Below are 18,422 nucleotides of genomic sequence, written 5' to 3'. Positions count from 1 at the left end.
GCCGCGGCCCGGCCGCCCGGTCAGTCGACCTCGCCGTGGTGGAGGCGGCGGTCCTGCGCCGTCGCGGGCGACTCGTCCCACCGGACGGGGTTCTCGTTCTCCTCCTTCTCGAAGAGGCGCACCCCGACGAGCTTGTCCCGCAGCTCGCGGACGTTCGTCATCATGCCGCGGGCCAGGCAGATCACGACGACCAGCAGCGTCCCGAAGAACAGCCACGGCGCGGTGGCCGCCAGCGCGGCCAGGACGCCGACCGTGAGGCCGCGCAGCAGCGAGCCCTGGCCGAGCGTGGTGGCGAACACGACCGTGAACGTGGCGGCGAAGAACACCAGCGGCGGGCTGACGACGAGCGTGAGCAGGTCGGCGGGGCGCGTCGCGAACCCGGCGAGCGCGCAGCCGATCGCGAACCCGGCGCCGGCGAGCAGCGGCACCCCGAACCAGTGCGACAGCAGCCCGCACAGCACCCCGGCGGCGAACATGACGACGATGCCCCCGCGCCCGGTCAGCGTGACCGGGCTCGCCCCGGCGGCGGCCGACCGCGATCGGCGGGCGGCGCCGCGCTGACGTCCCACTGGACCCTCCGGAGCCGGCGGCGCGCCGCCGGGCGCGTCGCGTACCGTCGATGAACTCATCGCCATCCCTTCGCCGTGGGGGGACGCGCCTCCGCGGGGCCCTCCACATCCCTCTGCTCGGGGACGGGCTGTGCGCCGAAACCTACCGCTTCCGCCGCCGGGCCGGGCCTGGCCCGCTCGTCGTCGACGGGTTCCTCGTCCGGGGGGCCGCCGTCGAGAGGGGCGTCCGAGGGGGCTTCCAGGGGGCGTCCGCGGGGGTCGTCCGCCGTGCTCAGTTCGGCCGCGGAGAGCGCGCGGGGGCTCTCCTCCACCGGACGCGGGCCGTCCAAGCCGTCCTCGACCACGCCCAGCTCGTTCAGCTTGCGCGCACTGACCAGCACGCGCGTCTCAAGGGAGCCGACCGTCCGGTTGTAGGACTTGACGGCCCCGGTCAGCGCGCGGCCCAGTTCGTCGACGTGCTGACCCATCGTGCCGAGACGCTCGTACAGTTCCTTGCCCAGCTCGAAGACCGCGCGCGCGTTCCGTGAGAGCGCGGCCTGCTGCCACGCGTAGGACGCCGTCCGCAGCATGGTGATGAGCGTGGTCGGCGTCGCGATGTGCACCCGGCGGCGCATCGCGTACTCCAGCAGGCCGGGGTCGCGGTCGAGCGCGGGCGCGAGGAACGCCTCGCCGGGGATGAACAGGATCACGAACTCCGGCGCCGGGCTGAACGCCTGCCAGTACGACTTGGCCGCGAGACGGTCCACGTGGTCGCGAAGATGACGGGCGTGCGCGTCCAGCCGGACGGGATCGCCGCTCTCGGCGGCCTGGAGGTAGGCGGCCAGGGAGACCTTGGAGTCGACCACGATGCTCTTGCCGCCGGTCAGCCGCACCACCATGTCGGGACGCACCGTGCCGTCGACCGTGAAGGCGCTCGCCTGCTCCTCGAAGTCGCAGTGGTGCGTCATCCCGGCGAGCTCCACCACCCGGCGGAGCTGCAGCTCGCCCCACCGCCCCCTCGCCTCGGGCCGCTGCAGCGCCCGCACCAGCGACTGCGTCTCGCGGCGCAGCTGGTCGGAGCTCTGCCGGACGAAGTCGACCTGCTTGGCGAGCATCGCGTGCGACTCGCGGCGGCCCGTCTCCACCTCGCGGAGCTGCTCCTCCACCTTGGCGAGCGTCTCCTTCAGCGGCGCGACCAGGTGCTCGACGGCCTGCTGGCGGCGCTGCAACTCGCCCGCCGCCTCGACCCCCGCCGTCTTGAGCCGCGCGTCCGCCAGCTCGAGGAACCGCTGGTTGCTGGCGTCCAGCGCCTTCGCGGACAGGCTCTCGAAGTGCTCGGCCATCCGCTCCTCGGCGTAGGCGAGCTTCTCCTCGGCCGCCCGCGCCCGCGCGATCAGCGCGCCCTGCCGGCCCGTCGCGAGCGCGTATCCGGCGACGGCGCCGAAGGCGGCGCCGACGAGCAGGCCGGCGAACAGCGCGAGGTCCATCCGCTCATCGTGACAGCGCGGCGGCGAAGCGGGATCGCGACGCGCCGGGATGCCGCGGGACGCCCCGTCCCGGACATTCGGCGGTCCAGCGGAGGTTCCAGGCAGCGCGACGGGTCCTCGCGGCCCATAAACTTGACCGCCGTGAGCCTCTCCATCGGAATCGTCGGGCTGCCCAACGTCGGCAAGTCCACCCTGTTCAACGCGCTGACCAAGAACGACGCGCTGGCCGCCAACTACCCGTTCGCGACCATCGAGCCCAACGTCGGCGTGGTCGGGGTGCCCGACCCGCGCCTGCACACGCTGGCGGAGATCTTCGGCTCGCAGAAGATCATCCCCGCGACGATGGAGTTCGTCGACATCGCGGGCATCGTCAAGGGCGCGTCCGAGGGGCAGGGCCTCGGCAACAAGTTCCTCGCCAACATCCGCGAGACCAACGCGATCTGCCAGGTCATCCGCGCCTTCGAGGACCCGGACGTCACGCACGTGGACGGCGAGGTCGCCCCGTCCCGCGACATCGAGACGATCAACACCGAGCTGATCCTGGCCGACCTCCAGACGATCGAGAAGGCGCTGCCGCGTCTCGACAAGGAGGCCCGCACCAAGAAGGACAAGGAGAAGCTCGCCGTCCTCGACGCCGTCAACGCCGCCCAGAAGCTCCTGAACGACGGCGTGACGCTCTTCGCGGGCGCGGCGAAGGCCGGCATCGACCCGGAGCTCCTGCGCGAGCTGCACCTGCTCACCGCCAAGCCGTTCCTCTACGTCTTCAACCTCGACGAGAGCGAGCTGACCGACGAGGCGCTGCGCGCCCGCCTGCGCGACCTGGTCGCCCCCGCCGAGGCGATCTTCCTGGACGCGAAGATCGAGGCGGAGCTGATCGAGCTGCCGGACGACGAGGCGCTCGAACTGCTGCAGGGCATGGGCCAGGAGGAGTCCGGCCTGTCGCAGCTCGTCCGGATCGGGTTCGGCACCCTCGGCCTCCAGACGTACCTGACGGCGGGGCCGAAGGAGGCGCGGGCCTGGACGATCCGCAAGGGCGCCACCGCTCCGGAGGCCGCCGGCGTCATCCACACCGACTTCCAGCGCGGCTTCATCAAGGCCGAGACCGTCTCCTTCGGCGACCTGGTCGCGGCCGGCTCCATGGCCGCCGCCCGCACCGCGGGCAAGGTGCGCATGGAGGGCAAGGACTACGTGATGCAGGACGGCGACGTCGTGGAGTTCCGCTTCAACGTCTGACGGGCCGGTGCGGCGGCTTCGCGGCCGGCGGGTCCCGCGCGGCCGGTGGTCCCAGGGCGCGGTGACCCGCCGCGACCAGTGTGATTTTGGCAACAGCGGGTCCCGGTGAGACCGGGGTGGCCGGTGAGCTGGGTGTTTTGTAGTGAGATGTCGCGAATGCGACAGTTTGTCACGTTATTTCGGGAACAGATTGCGGCCGTCGCCGTCACCCGGTAACCAAGCAACAGCCGAGTCGTGCCGCTTGTCCGGAACCTGGACCTGCGCACTCTTCGGAGCCTTGGATAGGGGATCGTCACCGTTTGGCAATCTTCCCCGTTCCTGCTGAGGTGGATTGCATTATCCACAACCGCGTGCCGGGGCTGTGCTTCGCTGCGATGCGCTGGAACAATTGACGCCCGTGGTTACCCTGGGCCCGAGGTGGGTTCAGAAAGCCACCGGAACACGACCAGGCAACAGACCGCGCCGACCGGGGGCGAGGCGCGAGCGGAGGCAGGATGGCTCGCAGGTCGGCCGCGGGACGCGGCCGTGACACCGCCGTAGTCGAGGAGAGGGCGGCGCCCGGCCGGGCGCTCGCCTCCTCCGCCGACCCGTCGTGGGGCCTGACCGAGCCGGGCGGGCACGGCGGACGGCCGGGCCGCGGCGGCGGGCGGACCGGCGGCCGCTGGGGCGGCTCCGGCGGGCGCTGGTGGGTGTGGGCCGGGCGCGCCGTCCTGTGGGCGCTGATCCTCGTCATCCTCGTCAACGGCGTCCGGGCCCCGTTCGAGCGGTTCACCGCCGACGACTCGTCCGCCGGCGGCGGCGCGGGGACCGCGTCCAAGCCGCCGAAGAGCGCCGGATTCCCCAGCAGCGCGGCGGGCGCGTTCGCCATCCAGTTCGCCAACGTCTATCTCAACTACGACCAGAAGACCGCGCCCGCCCGCGAGGCGCAATTGCGCACGTTCCTGCCCGACGGCGCCGACGCCCAATTCGGCTGGAACGGCGTCGGGAAGATGCAGGTGCAGTCCGTCCAGGTCGCCGGAGTGGACGCGCGGGACGCCGGCAACGCGACCGTGACGCTGCTCGCCCGCACCGCCGACCGGTGGCTGCGGCTCGCCGTTCCCGTGTACGCCGACAAGAGCGGGTCCCTGGTCGTGTCCGCCCGTCCCGCCCTGCTTCCCCCGCCGACCAAGGCGCAGCTTCCCCAGGGCGGCGTCGAAGACCGCGACACCGCGCTCGAGAACGAGCTCAAGCCCTTCCTCGGCACCTTCTTCAAGGAGTACGCGGACGGCAACCAGGAGGCCCTGTCCCGCTTCTCCGCCGGGACGGCCATCACCGGCCTCGCCAGATCCGTCGCTTTCATGCAGGTCAAGGAGGTCATCGCGGCCAAGGGCCCGAACGGTGAGCGCACCGTCACCGCCACGGTGGTGTGGCAGCCCGCCGGGGGCGGCGGCGGCGAGCTGGAGCAGAGCTACCAGCTCGCCATGGTCAAGAAGGGCACGACCTGGCTCGTGCGCGACATTCGCGGCACCACCGAACCGAGCGCGTCATGAGAGGCCGCGAATTGAAGAACCCGACCCCCGAATCAGCCGACCAAGGAAGGTAGTCAGTCGATGCTGCATCACCTCATGGCGTCGATTCCGATGGAAATCCTGGCGGCGCCCGACGACGAACTCAAGACCGACCAGCTCGCCGATTGGCTCCGCCAGATATTCGGTCCGCTCTTCCTCGTGATCGTCTCCATTGTGGCGATCTTCTTCCTGTTCACCCGGGAGATCACGCGTTTCGTTCAATTCATCGTGCTGGCGATCGGAATCGGAGTGGTCTTCTACGTGCCGAACATCATCGAGACCACGGCCAAGGCGATCGCCAAGGCCCTCGGTGTGGACGTCTCCTGACCCGGGGAGGCACGGCGCTCGCGCAGCGAGGGGAGTAGGGGCGTGGATCTACCCACGTACACGAACATCTGGCGCATCGAGAAGCGGCTCTACAAGCTGTACGACCTGCGGCTGCCCATGCCGCTGCCGCTCGTCCAGATCGGTGTGTTCCTCGGCGTCTTCGTGCCGTGGATCCTGCTGCTCAGGCTCGTCGGCATCCCCTTCGAGTCGCCCTGGCACGTCCTGTACATCGTCCCGCCGGGCGTTCTGACCTGGATGGCGACGCGCCCCGTCATCGAGGGCAAGCGGCTCACCGAGCTGCTGCTCTCGCAGGGCCGCTACCTCGCCGAGCCCCGCACCTGGTGCCGGCTGACCCCGATCCGCGAACCCCGCGAAGTGGTCATCGTCGCCCGCGTCTGGCGGCGCGCCGACGCCCCCGCCCCGGTCGCCGCGATGGAGCGCGCCGCCGTCAAGTCCCGCCGCAAGCGCAGGCAGGCGGCCCCCGAGCCGGTGGCCGAGCCGGTGGCCGTCCCGGCCCGCCTGCCCCGCCCGTCCGCCGTCGCGGCGCCCCCGCCCCTGGTCGAGTACGCGGCCGGGCGGGAACCGGCCGCCGCCACCGCGCCGCCCAAGCCCTGGCGCCGCACCACCCGCGACATCTCCCACGAGGACGACGTCCTGCCCGTCCCCGCCGCCGAGATGGAGCAGCCCCCGGCGACCCCCGAACTGGAGGCGCCCGCGGGCTCCGGCAAGCGCGCCTTCGCCTCCGGCGTCCGCCGCCCCGGCGCCCCCGCCGAGTTCTGGCAGGCGGCCCCGGCCACCCGTCCCGACATCCCCCAGCAGAACCCCGCCGGCATCCGCCGCGCCGCCGAGGAAATAGCCAACGGCCCTCGCACCTCCGCGACGAACCCCGTCCCGGCCCCGGCGAACCAGACCCCGCGCGTCCCGCCGCCCCCCGACCACCGCCTGCCCGCAGCCGACGAGCGCACACGCGAACCGCAGCAGCAGACGCCCCATCGCCCCGGCATCCCGGCCAAGCCCCCCACCGGGCAAGCAGCACCGGCGCCTGGCGGAGGAGCGCAGTCGCCCGAGCGTGCGCGTGAATCGCAGCAGGGTGCACCTCATCGTCCAGGTGTTCCAGGCGAGTCGCCCCGGACCCAGCCGTCCGGGCAGGCGGCATCGACGGCCGCCAAGGGCGCGGAGTCGTCCGAGCGTGCGCCTGAGCCGCTGAGCCCGGGTTCTCCGGCGGAGTCGCCCGCCGTGCAGCCCACCGGGCAGACGGCGTCAGCGGCCGGCGAGGGCGTGCAGTCGCCGGAGCGGGAGTCGCAGCAGGGTGCACCTCATCGTCCGGGTGTTCCAGGCGAGTCGCCCCGGACCCAGCCGTCTGGGCAGGCGGCGTCGGCGGTCGGCGGAGGTGTTCCGTCGTCCGAGCGTACGTATGAGCGTCGGCAGCAGGGGCCGGAGGTTCGGGCTGAGTCGCCTGGCGGTCAGCCGACCGGGCAGGCGTCGGTGGCCGGGGAGGGTGCGCAGTCGTCCGAGCGTGAGGGGGAGCAGGTTCGTCAGCGGCCGGGTGGTCCGGCCGAGTCGGGCGCCGCTCAGGCGGCGGAGCCGGTGTCTCCGGCCGCCGCCGGGCCCGCAGCGGCGGGTGAAGGCTCGCCGGTACCGGGGGTTCCGGGCGCGGGCGATCCGGCTGATGTCCGGGTGGCCGGGCGTGCCGCCGCGGTGCCGGGGCCGGCGGGCGCGCCGTCCCAGCGTCCGGGTGAGTTCCAGCAGCAGGTTCCGCAGCGTCCGGGCGCTGCGGGTGCGCGGCCGCCCGCGGGTGCGCGGCCGATCGGGGCACAGGGCGCCGCCCGGGAGCCCGGTGGCGCCGGGGTGCCCGAGGGCGGCGAGCCCGGGGACAAGAAGGTCGCCGGGGTGCGGAATCCTCCGCCGCCGCCGTGGGCGCCGCCGCCCGCGACGCGGCCCGATGTGCCGATGGTGCCCGGGGCGTTCGGCGCGCGGGGCGCGCAACCGCAGCCGCCCGCGCCCGCACCGAGGCGGGAGCCGCCGAAGCCGTGGTCGGAAGGGCTGTCCAGGCCGCAGCGTCCGGCGGCCGAGGCCCCGGCGCCGCCGGCCGCCGCGCCGCCCGTACCCGCCGCGCCGCCCGTGCCGGAGCCCGTGCCGCCGCTGGAGGAGCAGGCGCCGCCGCGGGAGGTCCGCTCGCAGCCGGCGTCGCCCGTCCGGCCGCGGCCGCTGCCGCCGCCACCGGCTCCGCCGCCGTCCGGTCCGGCGATCACGCCGCCGGGGCCCGAGCACGAGGTCAGCACCGGCGGGCTGCGGCGGCTCATCCACGCGGTCGGCGGCGGGCACGGCGAGGTCGACGCCGAGTACCAGCAGCGGCTCCAGCAGCCGTTCCACGGGACGCGGCACGTGGTGGTCCTCGGATGCACCGGAGGGGCGGGGCAGACCGTCACGGCGCTGATGCTCGGGCACACGTTCGCGCAGCACAACGGCGAGCCCGTCGTCGCGATCGACGTGAACCCGGGGCCGGGCGCGCTGGCGCGGCGGACGCGCAGCGACACGAACGAGACGCTGACCGGGCTCATCACGCGCGCCGACCAGGTCGGCAGCCTGACCGCGATGCGCCGGTACACCTCGCAGGCCAAGTCGGGCCTCGACGTCATCGCGGCGGGCAAGAACCCGCTGCAGGCGCTCGACGACCGCGACTACGCGCTCGCGATCCGCACCATCGACAGGTTCTACTCGGTGACGCTGCTGGACGCGGCGGCCGCCGTCGTCGCGCGCGTCCTGCCGTACGCCGACCAGATCGTGCTGGTCGCGCCCGCCAGCGCCGACGCGCCGCGCGCCGTCGCGATGACGTTCGAGTGGCTGGACGGCCACGGCTACGAGGAACTCCGGTCCCGCGCGGTGACCGTCATCAACGGGGTGAGCCGCCGCAGCATGGACGACGTCGAACAGGCCGAGGCCGTGGCGCGCGGGCGCTGCCGGGCCCTCGTCCGCATCCCGTGGGATGATCACCTGAGCATGGACCGCGCGCCGCGCAACGAGCTGAAATCGTTGCGGACGCCGACGCGGCGTGCCTACCTTGCCCTTGCCGGTGTGGTCGCCGGCGGATTCACCGTCATGCCCGAGCGTTACCAGGAGCTTCAGCAGGAGCAGGAGGCCACCCGATGAGCGCCCCTCGCGGGCATCGAGCGGAGACCGGGCCGGGCCGGGTGATCCTGGCGGGCGCGTTCGACGTTCATGACCGTCCGGACGTCAAAGAGTCTCCCGGGCAGCCCTGCGCGGCCGCCCGGGCGCCGGGAGAATCAATGCTCGGAACCGAGGGCGGGAGGACGGCATGAGCAAGTCCAGCCGGCTGGCCGTCCGGTACTTCGACGACCGCGTCCTGTTCACCGACAACGCGGCCTGGGCGTACTTCCGGCTGCCCACGGTGTCGTACGAGTTCACCACCGGGGAGGAGCGCGAGGCGCTCGCCACCAACATCACCATCGCGCTCGCGGGCATCCGGATGCAGGACGCCGAGGTCCACCTGCGGATCGCGCACCGCACGTACCCGGCGGCGGAGTGGGCGCTGGCCCTCGACCGGACGTCCGACGGCGGCACGGGGTGGCGGGAGTACCTGGAGGAGACCTACGCGCACGTGTGGGCGAAGGACTTCTGGACCAAGGAGGTCTACCTCGGGGTGCGGCTCGGGCCGCGCGGCATGGGCGCGCACCTGTCGGGCGGCGCCCTGTCGCAGCTGCTCGGGTTCTACAAGCGCAGCGAGAACGTGCTCGGCGTCCACGACGACGCGATCGACAAGAAGGAGATCGCGCGCTGGACGGAGCAGGCCGAACGGGTCGGGCGCGCCCTCGGCGGGTCGGCCCTCTACGCCAGGCACGCCACGTCCACCGAGGTGGCGTGGCTGTTCCAGCACGCGGTGACGGGGTCGCTCGCCGATCCGCCGCCGTCCGCCGTCTCGCGCAGGACGTGGGGCAAGGGCGAGATCGAGTCGCTGGTGGAGGGCGCCATCCACAACGGGCGCTCGTACCTGCGGATCGAGCAGCCGAACTTCACGGGCGCGGGCGGCGGCGCCACCGCCGCGTCGTATGTCGCGTACCTGTCGTTCGCCCGGTTCCCCGACATGATGCCGTTCCCGGACGGCGAGCCCTGGCTCCACTACGCCGACGCGCTCCCGTTCCCGGTGGAGATCAGTGCGCGGATGAAGCTGATCCCGCCGGCGAAGGCGTCCAAGGACGTCTCGCGGAAGCTGGCGCACGCCCGCGACATGGACCAGCACATCCGGGAGGCGGGCGCGGAGGCGCCGATCGCGCTCGCGGAGCAGATCGACGCGGCCCGGATGCTGGAGCACGGCATCACCAAGGAGCGGCTGCCGTTCGTGTACGGGTGGCACCGGCTGATCGTGTCGGCGCCGACCGAGGAGCTGCTCGCCCAGCGGGTGGACGCGGTGGTGGAGCACTACCGCGACATCGGCATCGACGTCGTCAACTCGACCGGCGACCAGTTCTCGCTGTTCCTGGAGTCGCTGCCCGGCGACCAGATCCGGCTGAACGCGTACGCGCAGCGGCAGCCGCTGCGGACGATCGCGGGCGGCATGCCGGTCGCGACCGTCGACCTCGGCGACCGCCCGGACGACGAGCAGGAGGGCTGGATCGGCCCGTACATCGGCGAGACGCTCGGCCGGGCCCGGTCCATCGTGCACTTCGACCCGCTCGTCGCCGCGGCCCGCAACCGCCCGACGGCGGTGGCGATCACCGGCGAGCCGGGCGGCGGCAAGACGACGCTCGCGCTGCTGCTGATCTACCAGATGGCGCTGCGCGGCGTCACGATCGCGGCGATCGACCCGAAGGGCGACGCCGAGTCGCTCGTCCAGCTGCTGAAGGCGCGCGGGCGCAAGGCGCGGATCCTGCCGCTCGGTTCGGCGGCGCCCGGCCTGCTCGACCCGTTCTCGTTCGGCGACGACCTCGCGACGATGAAGACGATGGCGACCGAGACGCTGCGGCTGCTGCTGCCGCGCATGTCGGAGGAGCGCGAGTCCGCGATGATCCAGGCGGTCGGCGCTGTCGCCAACGCCGAACGTCCGTCGCTCGGACGCGTCGTCGACCACCTGGAGGCGGCCGACGATCCCGCGTCCAAGAACCTCGGCGCGGTGCTCCGCTCCATGTCGGAGATGAAGCTCGCGCGGCTGTGCTTCGACCCGTCCGGCGGCGAGCGCATCGACACCGCCGGCTGGACGACCGTGTTCACGCTCGGCGGCCTCACGCTGCCGGACGTCGCCATCCCGCGGGAGGACTACTCCTACGAGCAGCGGCTGTCGGTCGCGCTGATGTACCTGGTGTCGCAGTTCGCGCGGCGGCTCATGCACGGCCTCGACCGGCGCCTGCCGAAGGCGATCTTCCTGGACGAGGCGTGGGCGATCACCTCGACACCCGAGGGCGCGAAGCTGGTGCCGGAGGTGTCCCGCATGGGACGCTCCCGGAACACCGCTCTGATCCTGGTCTCCCAGAACGCGGGGGACCTGCTGAACGAACAGGTGACGAACTGCCTGTCGTCGGTGTTCTCGTTCCGCTCCACCGAGCGGGTCGAGGTCGGCAACGTCATGTCGCTACTCGGCGTCGAGGCGTCCGACGAGCACAAGGCCGTGCTGCGCAATCTCGGCAACGGCGAATGCATCTTCCGTGACCTCGACGGCCGAGCGGGGCGCATCGGCGTCGACCTGATCTCCGAGGAACTGCAGCGTTGGCTGGACACCAACCCGACCCGGTCACGTCCGGGCGCGTCCGAACTCACCGTCGCGGGGGCAGAGGTCGAGGAGGTCAGTCGATGAGGGGTCCCCGCGACCGGGTGGCGGCGCGCCTGCAGCGCTCGCCCGGCGAAGGGCTCGACCGCACGGTCCTCGACCGCCGCGGCCGCCGCCGGCGGCTTCCGCGCACCGGCCGCTCGGTCCTCGTCATGCTGGTGGCGGCGCTTTTCGTCCTCGTCCTCTCACCGATGGCGAGTGCGGGGCCGTTCTCCCCGAACAGCCCCTGCCGCCCGGCAGACAACCCGCCCCCCGAGCAGTACGGGTCGGGCACCGACGGCATGATCAAGCCGCCCGACTACCCGAACGAGAAGCTGCAGAAGAGCAAGGTCGAGCAGCTGACCTACTACGACCGGTACGGCACCGCCGGGCAGACGTGGTACGCGGTCGACATGGACTGCTCGGACGGCATGGCGCTGATGGGCAACGCCCTCGCCAACACCACGTTCACCATCGTCCGCGCGGTCGACCGGACGACGATCAGCGTGTACCAGGCGGCCGCGTCCGAATCGCTGCTCGGCTGGCTGAAGGACACCGTCGACGGCGTCATCAGCAACATCGGCAAGACGTTCAACGCGCGCTACTGGTCGTGGGTGGTCATCCTCGGCGCGATGTGGCTCGCCTGGTGGGGGCTCGTCCGCAAGCGGGCCAGCAAGGTCACCGAGGGCGTGATCTGGATGGTCGCCGCGATGGTGGCGCTCATCTGGCTGGTCGCGCGTCCGGCGGACTTCACCACGCTGGGGACGAAGACGTCCGAAGCGACGAGCGCCGCGTTCAACGCGGCGCTGCCGCAGAGCGACACCAAGGGCGCGACCTGTATACCGAGGCCGGACGGCAAGCCCGATCCGGCCGCCTCGCAGAACCTGGACGCGACGACCCGCAACGCCAACGGGCTGTGGGTGGCGCTGGTCTGCAAGCCGTGGCTGCAGGGCGAGTTCGGCACCACCGACCCCAACGCCAAGATCGTCAAGGAGAACGCCGACAAGCTGCTGTGGTCGCAGGCGGTCGACCTGCCGGAGACGTACGGCGGCAACAAGGTCGACCTGGGCGAGAAGGCCGACGCCTACAAGGACGTCACGAAGAACATCAAGGACAACTACCCGCAGACGTATTCGCTGTATCAGGGCAAGAACTGGCAGAACCGGCTGGCGGTCGCGTTCGGCGGGCTGTTCGCCGCGCTGGTCGCGGGGCTGCTCATCATGGTCATCGCGATCGCGCTGATCGTCGTGAAGATCGCGTTCCTGCTGCTGCTCGTCGCGGGGCCGATCTTCCTCGGCATCGGGATACATCCGGGCATCGGACGGGTCATCGCCGTCCGGTGGCTCGAACTGCTGCTGTCCATGCTGCTGAAGCAGGCGGCGCTGATCGGCGTCCTGTCGCTGCTGCTGTGGGCGTACGGCCTGATCCTCGGCGAGACGCTGCCGTGGGGCCTGCAAGTGCTGCTCATCGCACTGGTGACGTTCGCGGCGTTCATCTACCGCAAGCCGTTCCAGCACCTGTTCTCCGCCGTCGGCTACTCGGCGGTCGGGTCGCGGGAGAAGAGCGAGGCGCAGCTGAACAAGTCGGTCGCGGAGGCGCGCCGGAGCACGACCGCCGTCGCGGGCGCCGCCGTGCCGGCCGCGACCGGCTACCGGCTGGCCCGGTGGGCGAAGCGCGAGGCGGGGTCCGAGGGCGTCGCGCCCGCGACGCAGGGCGACGCCGCGCCCGGTACCGCGGTCGCGGCCGACCGGCGGGCCGCCGTCGCGGGGGCGGGCGAGGGCCCGTCGCCGGAGGAGGCGCCGGTCCTGGCGGCGAAACCGCGCGGCGCGGGCGCCGTGGTGGCGCGGCAGGGACGGTCCGGGCGCGGCGCGCCGCCGCTGAACCTGCCGACGCGCGCGGGCGTGCTCGGCGACCGCCGCTCGGACGACGGAGCGGCGGCGAACAGCCGGCCGGGCGGCGTGTCGGCGGCGAAGGGCGGCGGCGGTGCGGGCGCGGCGGCCGGCGGCGGCAAGCCGTCGTCAGGCGCCGGTCCCGGCGCGGGCACGGTCCGGCCGACCGCCTGGTCGGGACGGGGCGGCGTCAGCGACGGCGGCAACGGCGGCGGCAGCGGCGGCGGCTCCGGTGGCGGTGGCGGCTGGTTCGCCGGTGGCGGCCGTTCGTCCGGTTCGGGCGACCGCGGCCGCGGTCGAGCGGGCGGCGGCTCGGGCGGCGGTTCCGGCGGCTCCGGTGGCGGGGCGCCGGCCACGAACGTCCCCAAGCAGCGCGGCGGTTCGGGCGGCGGCGCGTCCAACGGCGCACCGCCCGCCCCGGGGCCGGGCGGGCGGCGGCCCCCGCCGCTGTGGGGCGGGCGCGGCGCCGAGGACGATCCGCCGATCCCGTTCTGGCTGCGCCCGGTGGACCGTCCGGCCGGTGAGCCGGAACGGGACGAGTGATGAACTTGAACGACCGCCGGCGCAAGCTCCTGTTCGCGGGGCTCGTCGTGGTGCTCGCGGCCGTCGGCGTCTACCTGACGGTCGCGGCGCCCGAGCAGGGTGACGACCGTCCGGAGGCGCGGCCGAGCGCCACGGCCACCCCCGGGTCGCCGGGCCCGGAGTCCCCGCCGCCGGGGATCCAGCAGGCCGTGAACCCGGGCGACTTCGACATCTACCGGCTGCTGCCGTTCTCCCGGCAGGAGTTCGCCACGGCGGCGGACCTGGCCCAGCGGTTCGTCTCCGCCTACGAGACCTACCGCTACGACGAGACTCCCGACGCCTACGTGGGCCGCCTGTCCGGCCTGGCCACCGACGACCTGGCGCAGCAGCTCGGACGGGACGCGGCGACGCCGGGCCTGCTGGAGGAGCGCCGCCGCGAGCAGGTCGTCGCGCAGGGGTCGGCGTCCCTCGACCGGATGCGCACCATCGAGGACAACTCGGTCATCTTCCTCGTCACGGGACGGCAGCGGCTGACGAAGGGCGGCAAGGAGAGCAGCGGGAGCAAGCAGTACGCGGTGACGGTCGCGCGCGACGGCGGCTCGCTGAAGGTGTACGCGTTCGAGCCCGCCGACGCAGGTCAGGCGGGAGACACCGGATGACCCCCCGCCGGTTGCTGATCGCCGGCGGCCTGGGCGTCGCCGCGACGCTGTTCGTCGCGCTGGTGTTCGTCCCGATCCTGTTCGGCGCGAGCCAGTTCATGTTCGGCGGCGGGGTCGGCGGGGGCGGCTGCGTGGACGTCGCCGGCGCGGACGCGCAGCCCGCGGCGGCGGACGACGCCAAGGCCGTCCCGGCGAACTACCTGGAGCTGTACCACGAGGCGGGCAAGAAGTACGGCATCCCGTGGAACGTGCTGGCGGGCGTGGGCAAGGTCGAGACCGACCACGGCCGGTCGACGCTCCCCGGCGTCGCCGGCGGCGAGAACTACGCGGGCGCGGGCGGCCCGATGCAGTTCCTGGCCGCGACGTTCAAGTCGTTCGGCGTCGACGGGAACAAGGACGGCAAGAAGGACCGCTACGACCCGGCCGACGCGATCCCCTCGGCGGCGGCCTACCTCAAGCACAACGGCGCCCCGCAGCGGATGAAGACGGCGATCTTCCAGTACAACCACTCGTCGGACTACGTGGACCTCGTCCTCGACTGGGCGAAGCGCTACGTGGGCGGCGACTTCAGGGTCGTCCAGGCGAACGGCGTCAACTGCGAGGACAACGAGCTGCCCGCGAACGTCGGCGGCCTCGTCCAGACGATCATCGAGTTCGCGCTGGCGCAGCGCGGCAAGCCGTACGTGTTCGGCGCGAACGGCCCGGACGCGTGGGACTGCTCCAGCCTCCTCCAGGCCGCCTACCGGAAGGCGGGTCTGAGCATCCCGCGCACGACGTTCGAGCAGTGGCCGTTCGGCGTGAAGGTCGGCAAGGGCAAGGAGCAGCCGGGCGACCTGGTGTTCTTCAACTCCGGGCCGGGCACGTCGTCGGACAATCCGGGCCACGTAGGGATGGTCATCGGCAAGGGCAAGATGATCGTGGCGAGCTGCTCGACGTGCGTCCCCGCGATCGGCGTGAAGTCGTACAAGCGGCCGGACTGGGTGGGCGTGACCCGTCCGCTCGCGCGGCCCGACTTCAAGAAGAAGGTCGGCGAGCTGGCCGCCCGGCGGCCCTGACCGGCGCGGTCAGCGGAACCGGCGCCCGCCGACGGCCAGCAGGATCTCGCGGAGTGCGTCGGCGGCGGCGCGGACGTCCTCCGCCGGGACGCGGGCCATGACCTCCTCGTGCGCGGTCCCGGCCGCGCGCAGGGCCTGCTCGGTGACCCGCAGGCCGTCCCCGGTCAGCTGGACGAAGCGGCTGCGCGCGTCGCCCGCGTTGGCCTCCCGCTCGACGTACCCGGCCTTCTGCAGCCGCTGCAGGACGTTGCTCGTCCCGCCGGAGGTGAGGAACGCCGACCGGGTCAGCTCGCTCGGCCGCAGCCGGTACGGCTCGCCCTCCCGGCGCAGGACGGTCAGCACTTCGAACTCGGCGTAGGTGAGCCCGAGCCCGGCGAGTTCGGGGCGCATGGCCTGCTGGACGAGCATGGCGATCCGCCCGGCCCGCTTGCTGACCTCCAGCATCGCGACGAGCGGCTCGGCGAGGCCGTCCCGCCGCCACGTCTCGGCCGCGGCGTCGATGTCGTCGCGCCGCCGTCCGTCGTCGTCCACGTGCACAGCCAGAGCGTACTCGCTCCGCATATTGCTTTTGGAAAAGCTTTTTCCTAAGCTTCATGCCATGACACCCACCCTCCTGCTCCGGAACGGCACCGTCATCGACACCGACCCCGTCCCGACGGTGCTCGCGGACTCCGACGTGCTCGTCGAGGACGGCCGCATCGCCGCAGTCGGCCCAGGACTGCCCGCGCCCCCGGACGCCGAAGTGATCGACGCGACCGGACGCATCGTCATGCCGGGCTTCGTCGACGCCCACCGGCACACCTGGCAGGCCGGAATCCGCGCGATCCTGCCGGACGCCACGCTCCCCGCCTACCTGGAGCGCGTCCTCGGCGAACTGGCGCCCCGCCACCGTCCGGACGACGTGTACGCGGGGACGCTCGCCGGCGCGCTCGAATGCCTCGACTCCGGCATCACGACGCTGGTCGACTGGGCGCACATCCAGCTGGGCCCCGGCCACACGGACGCGAACGTCGAGGCGCTGCGCGCGTCCGGCATCAGGGCCGTGTTCGGCTACTGCTACGGCGGTGGCGGCGACCTCGACGCGCTCGGCGCCGAGACCCGCCGCGTCCACCGCGCGTACTCCGGCGCGCCCGCCGGACCGCTCACCATGGCGATGGCGGCGCTCGGCCCGGAGATCGCGGGCGCGGACCGCGCGCTGGCCGAATGGCGGCTGGCCCGCGACCTCGGGCTGCCGGTCACCGCGCACATGGGCGGGCACGGGCCCGAGAGCGCCGCCCGCGGCCTCGCGTTCCTCGACGAGCACGGGCTGCTGGAGCACCCGACGAACTACGTGCACGCCAACCACTACACCGGCGAGGCGCTCAAGCGGATCGCCGGCAGCGGCGGGACGGCGTCCGTCACGCCCTTCATCGAGGCCGCCCTCGACATGGGCCCGCCGCCGACCGGGCGGGCCCGGGACGCGGGCGTCGCGACCGGGCTCGGCGCCGACACGGTCGCGAGCGGCCCCGGCGACATGTTCGGCGTCATGCGGGCCGCCTACGTCCTGGAGCGCGGACGTCCGGGCGGCGCCGGCCTCGGGTTCACGGCCGCCGACGTGCTGCGGATGGCCACGATCGAGGGTGCCGAGGCCGCCGGGCTCGCGGACGTCACCGGCTCGCTGGCCCCCGGCAAGCAGGCCGACCTCCTCGTGCTCCGCACCGACACGCTCGGCGCGGCGTCAGCCCACGACCCCGTCGCGGCCGTCGTCCTGTCGGCGGACACCCGCAACGTCGACACCGTCCTCGTCGGCGGCCGCGCGGTCAAGCGCGGCGGAGTGCTGCGCGGCCACGACGTCCCGGCACTGCTGGGCTCGCTGGCCGAGTCCGCGGCGCACGTGGCGCACGCGTAAATCCGTCGGGGCCGCGTGGCATGCTGATCGGCGTGGAGTCGGAGATAACCATCCGCGTCGCCGGCGAACTGCTGATGTTCCTGCCGGCCACGCGGCGCGAGCCCGTGACCCGCGTGCCCTGCGACGGGACGTCGACGCTGGGGCACCTCGTGGAGTCGCTCGGCGTGCCGCTGCCCGAGGCGGGCCCGATGACCATCGGCGGCGCGCGGGTCGAACCGTCCGCCCGGCCGGACGGGGGCGACGAGGTCCACGTGGCGGCGGTGCCGCGTCCGCAGCCCGTCCCGCTGGAGCCCGGCCAGGCCGCGCCGCGCTTCCTCCTGGACGTGCACCTCGGCACGCTGGCCCGGCGGATGCGCCTCCTCGGCCTCGACACCGCCTACCACAACGACATGGACGACCCGGCGCTGGTCGTCCAGGCCAACGCGGAGCGCCGCGTCCTCCTCACCCAGGACCGCGGCCTCCTCCGCCGCCGCGCGCTGTGGTTCGGCGCCTACGTCCGCGGCTCCCGGCCGGACGACCAGCTCCGCGACCTCCTCGGCCGGTTCGCCCCCGTCCTCCGGCCGTGGACGCGCTGCACCGCCTGCAACGGCGAGCTGGTCCCGGTCGACAAGAGCGAGATCGCGGGCGACCTGGAGGCGGGGACGCGCCGCAACTACGACGTCTACGGCCGCTGCGCCGACTGCGGGCAGCTCTACTGGCGCGGCGCGCACGGCGGCCACCTGGAGGAGATCGTCCGGGCCTCGGTCCGGCTGGTCGAGTCGGTCCGCGGGACCGAGGCCGCGATTTCGGAGCGTTAGGGAGAGGGGCTGGTTGCGATCGATCTCGTTGTCGTAGGTGCGGCGATCATCGCGGACGGACGGCTGCTCAGCGCGCAGCGGGCCGAGCCGCCGCACATGGCGGGCGGCTGGGAGCTGCCGGGCGGAAAGGTCGACCCGGGGGAGTCGGACGAGGACGCCCTCGTCCGCGAGTGCCACGAGGAACTGGCGATCAAGGTGCGGCTCGGCCGCCGGATCGGCGGCGACTGGCGGCTGAGCGGGCGCAGCCTCCTGCGCGTGTGGACGGCCGAGATCACCGAGGGAGAGCCCCGGGCCCTGGAGCACCTAGCGCTCCGCTGGCTGTCCCCGCACGAGCTCTACGAGGTCGACTGGCTCCCAGGCGACCGCCCCGTCATAGACGTCATCGCCCAAGAGGGCTTCGCCTAGCCCCAGGGCCGCAACCACGCAACGACCTGAGCATGAACGTCCGTAACCTGAGCCGGCAACGACCTGAACGTTGCGATCGCGTCCGAAGGCAGGTTTCGAGCCTGCGAGAAACCTGATCGCGCAGCGAGCCGCCAGGCGAGCCGAAGCGATGCAGCGATCGCCGCTTTGCCCGTTGAAGGAGGGCGCGCCAGCGCCTGACGCCGAGGGCGAAGCGATGAACAGAGCGATCGCCGCTTCGGCCGTTGAAGGAGGGCGCGCCAGCGCCTGACGCCGAGGGCGAAGCAATAAGAACCGCGGGGGCTTCCTG

14 protein-coding genes are annotated in these 18,422 nt (G+C 73.1%); 11 read left to right on the top strand and 3 right to left on the bottom strand.

What is annotated here, in order from left to right; translation table 11 throughout:
* Positions 1-20: 20 nt before the first annotated feature.
* Entirely contained in the window at positions 21-569 is a 549-nt protein-coding gene (locus ACA511_RS31770) for a DUF6542 domain-containing protein (RefSeq protein WP_375028352.1), read from the bottom strand.
* Between the two features lie 56 nt (positions 570-625).
* A complete protein-coding gene (locus tag ACA511_RS31765; protein WP_375028351.1) occupies positions 626-2,035 on the bottom strand; it encodes a DNA recombination protein RmuC in 1,410 nt (469 codons plus the stop codon).
* A 141-nt stretch (positions 2,036-2,176) separates the two neighbouring features.
* Between ACA511_RS31765 and ychF the strand changes: the two genes are divergently transcribed.
* The 8 genes from ychF (at position 2,177) to ACA511_RS31725 (ending at position 15,025) form a co-directional block, all read left to right on the top strand.
* Positions 2,177-3,268 carry a redox-regulated ATPase YchF gene (gene ychF, locus ACA511_RS31760; RefSeq protein WP_375028350.1) on the top strand — a complete coding sequence of 364 codons (1,092 nt, stop codon included), beginning with the start codon at positions 2,177-2,179 and terminating at the stop codon, positions 3,266-3,268.
* A 494-nt stretch (positions 3,269-3,762) separates the two neighbouring features.
* A complete protein-coding gene (locus tag ACA511_RS31755) occupies positions 3,763-4,797 on the top strand; it encodes a conjugal transfer protein (RefSeq protein ID WP_375028349.1) in 1,035 nt (344 codons plus the stop codon).
* Positions 4,798-4,857: 60 nt separating this feature from the next.
* On the top strand, positions 4,858-5,142 hold the full coding sequence (locus ACA511_RS31750; RefSeq protein WP_375028348.1) for a hypothetical protein: 285 nt from the start codon (positions 4,858-4,860) through the stop codon (positions 5,140-5,142).
* A gap of 42 nt (positions 5,143-5,184) precedes the next feature.
* Positions 5,185-8,292 carry a TcpE family conjugal transfer membrane protein gene (locus tag ACA511_RS31745; RefSeq protein ID WP_375028347.1) on the top strand — a complete coding sequence of 1,036 codons (3,108 nt, stop codon included), beginning with the start codon at positions 5,185-5,187 and terminating at the stop codon, positions 8,290-8,292.
* A 166-nt stretch (positions 8,293-8,458) separates the two neighbouring features.
* Positions 8,459-10,948, top strand: coding sequence for an ATP-binding protein (locus ACA511_RS31740; protein ID WP_375028346.1), 2,490 nt, complete (start codon positions 8,459-8,461; stop codon positions 10,946-10,948).
* Positions 10,945-13,332 carry a type IV secretion system protein gene (locus tag ACA511_RS31735; protein WP_375028345.1) on the top strand — a complete coding sequence of 796 codons (2,388 nt, stop codon included), beginning with the start codon at positions 10,945-10,947 and terminating at the stop codon, positions 13,330-13,332. The genes ACA511_RS31740 and ACA511_RS31735 overlap by 4 nt, the downstream gene beginning before the upstream one ends.
* Positions 13,332-13,970, top strand: a complete 639-nt coding sequence (locus ACA511_RS31730; RefSeq protein WP_375028344.1) for a hypothetical protein — start codon at positions 13,332-13,334, stop codon at positions 13,968-13,970. Before ACA511_RS31735 ends, ACA511_RS31730 begins: the two co-directional genes overlap by 1 nt.
* On the top strand, positions 13,967-15,025 hold the full coding sequence (locus ACA511_RS31725; RefSeq protein ID WP_375028343.1) for an NlpC/P60 family protein: 1,059 nt from the start codon (positions 13,967-13,969) through the stop codon (positions 15,023-15,025). Before ACA511_RS31730 ends, ACA511_RS31725 begins: the two co-directional genes overlap by 4 nt.
* Before the next feature lie 9 nt (positions 15,026-15,034).
* On the opposite strand, the gene ACA511_RS31720 is transcribed toward ACA511_RS31725, so the two are convergent.
* Complete coding sequence (locus tag ACA511_RS31720) at positions 15,035-15,562, bottom strand: MarR family winged helix-turn-helix transcriptional regulator (RefSeq protein WP_375028342.1); 528 nt, start codon at positions 15,560-15,562, stop codon at positions 15,035-15,037.
* A 61-nt stretch (positions 15,563-15,623) separates the two neighbouring features.
* Between ACA511_RS31720 and ACA511_RS31715 the strand changes: the two genes are divergently transcribed.
* From ACA511_RS31715 to ACA511_RS31705, 3 genes are read left to right on the top strand one after another with little or no spacing between them, the layout of a single operon-like run.
* Positions 15,624-16,913 (top strand): amidohydrolase family protein, encoded by a 1,290-nt coding sequence (locus tag ACA511_RS31715; RefSeq protein ID WP_375028341.1) that lies wholly within the window; start codon positions 15,624-15,626, stop codon positions 16,911-16,913.
* Positions 16,914-16,933: 20 nt separating this feature from the next.
* Positions 16,934-17,710: a Mut7-C RNAse domain-containing protein gene (locus ACA511_RS31710; RefSeq protein WP_375028340.1), complete on the top strand. Its 777-nt coding sequence runs from the start codon at positions 16,934-16,936 to the stop codon at positions 17,708-17,710.
* A gap of 9 nt (positions 17,711-17,719) precedes the next feature.
* Positions 17,720-18,115, top strand: coding sequence for a (deoxy)nucleoside triphosphate pyrophosphohydrolase (locus ACA511_RS31705; RefSeq protein WP_375028421.1), 396 nt, complete (start codon positions 17,720-17,722; stop codon positions 18,113-18,115).
* Positions 18,116-18,422 lie beyond the last annotated feature (307 nt).

It is taken from the genome of Actinomadura sp. GTD37, assembly GCF_041951365.1.
Lineage (GTDB): Bacteria > Actinomycetota > Actinomycetes > Streptosporangiales > Streptosporangiaceae > Spirillospora.
This window is presented reverse-complemented; position numbering and strand designations above follow the sequence as displayed.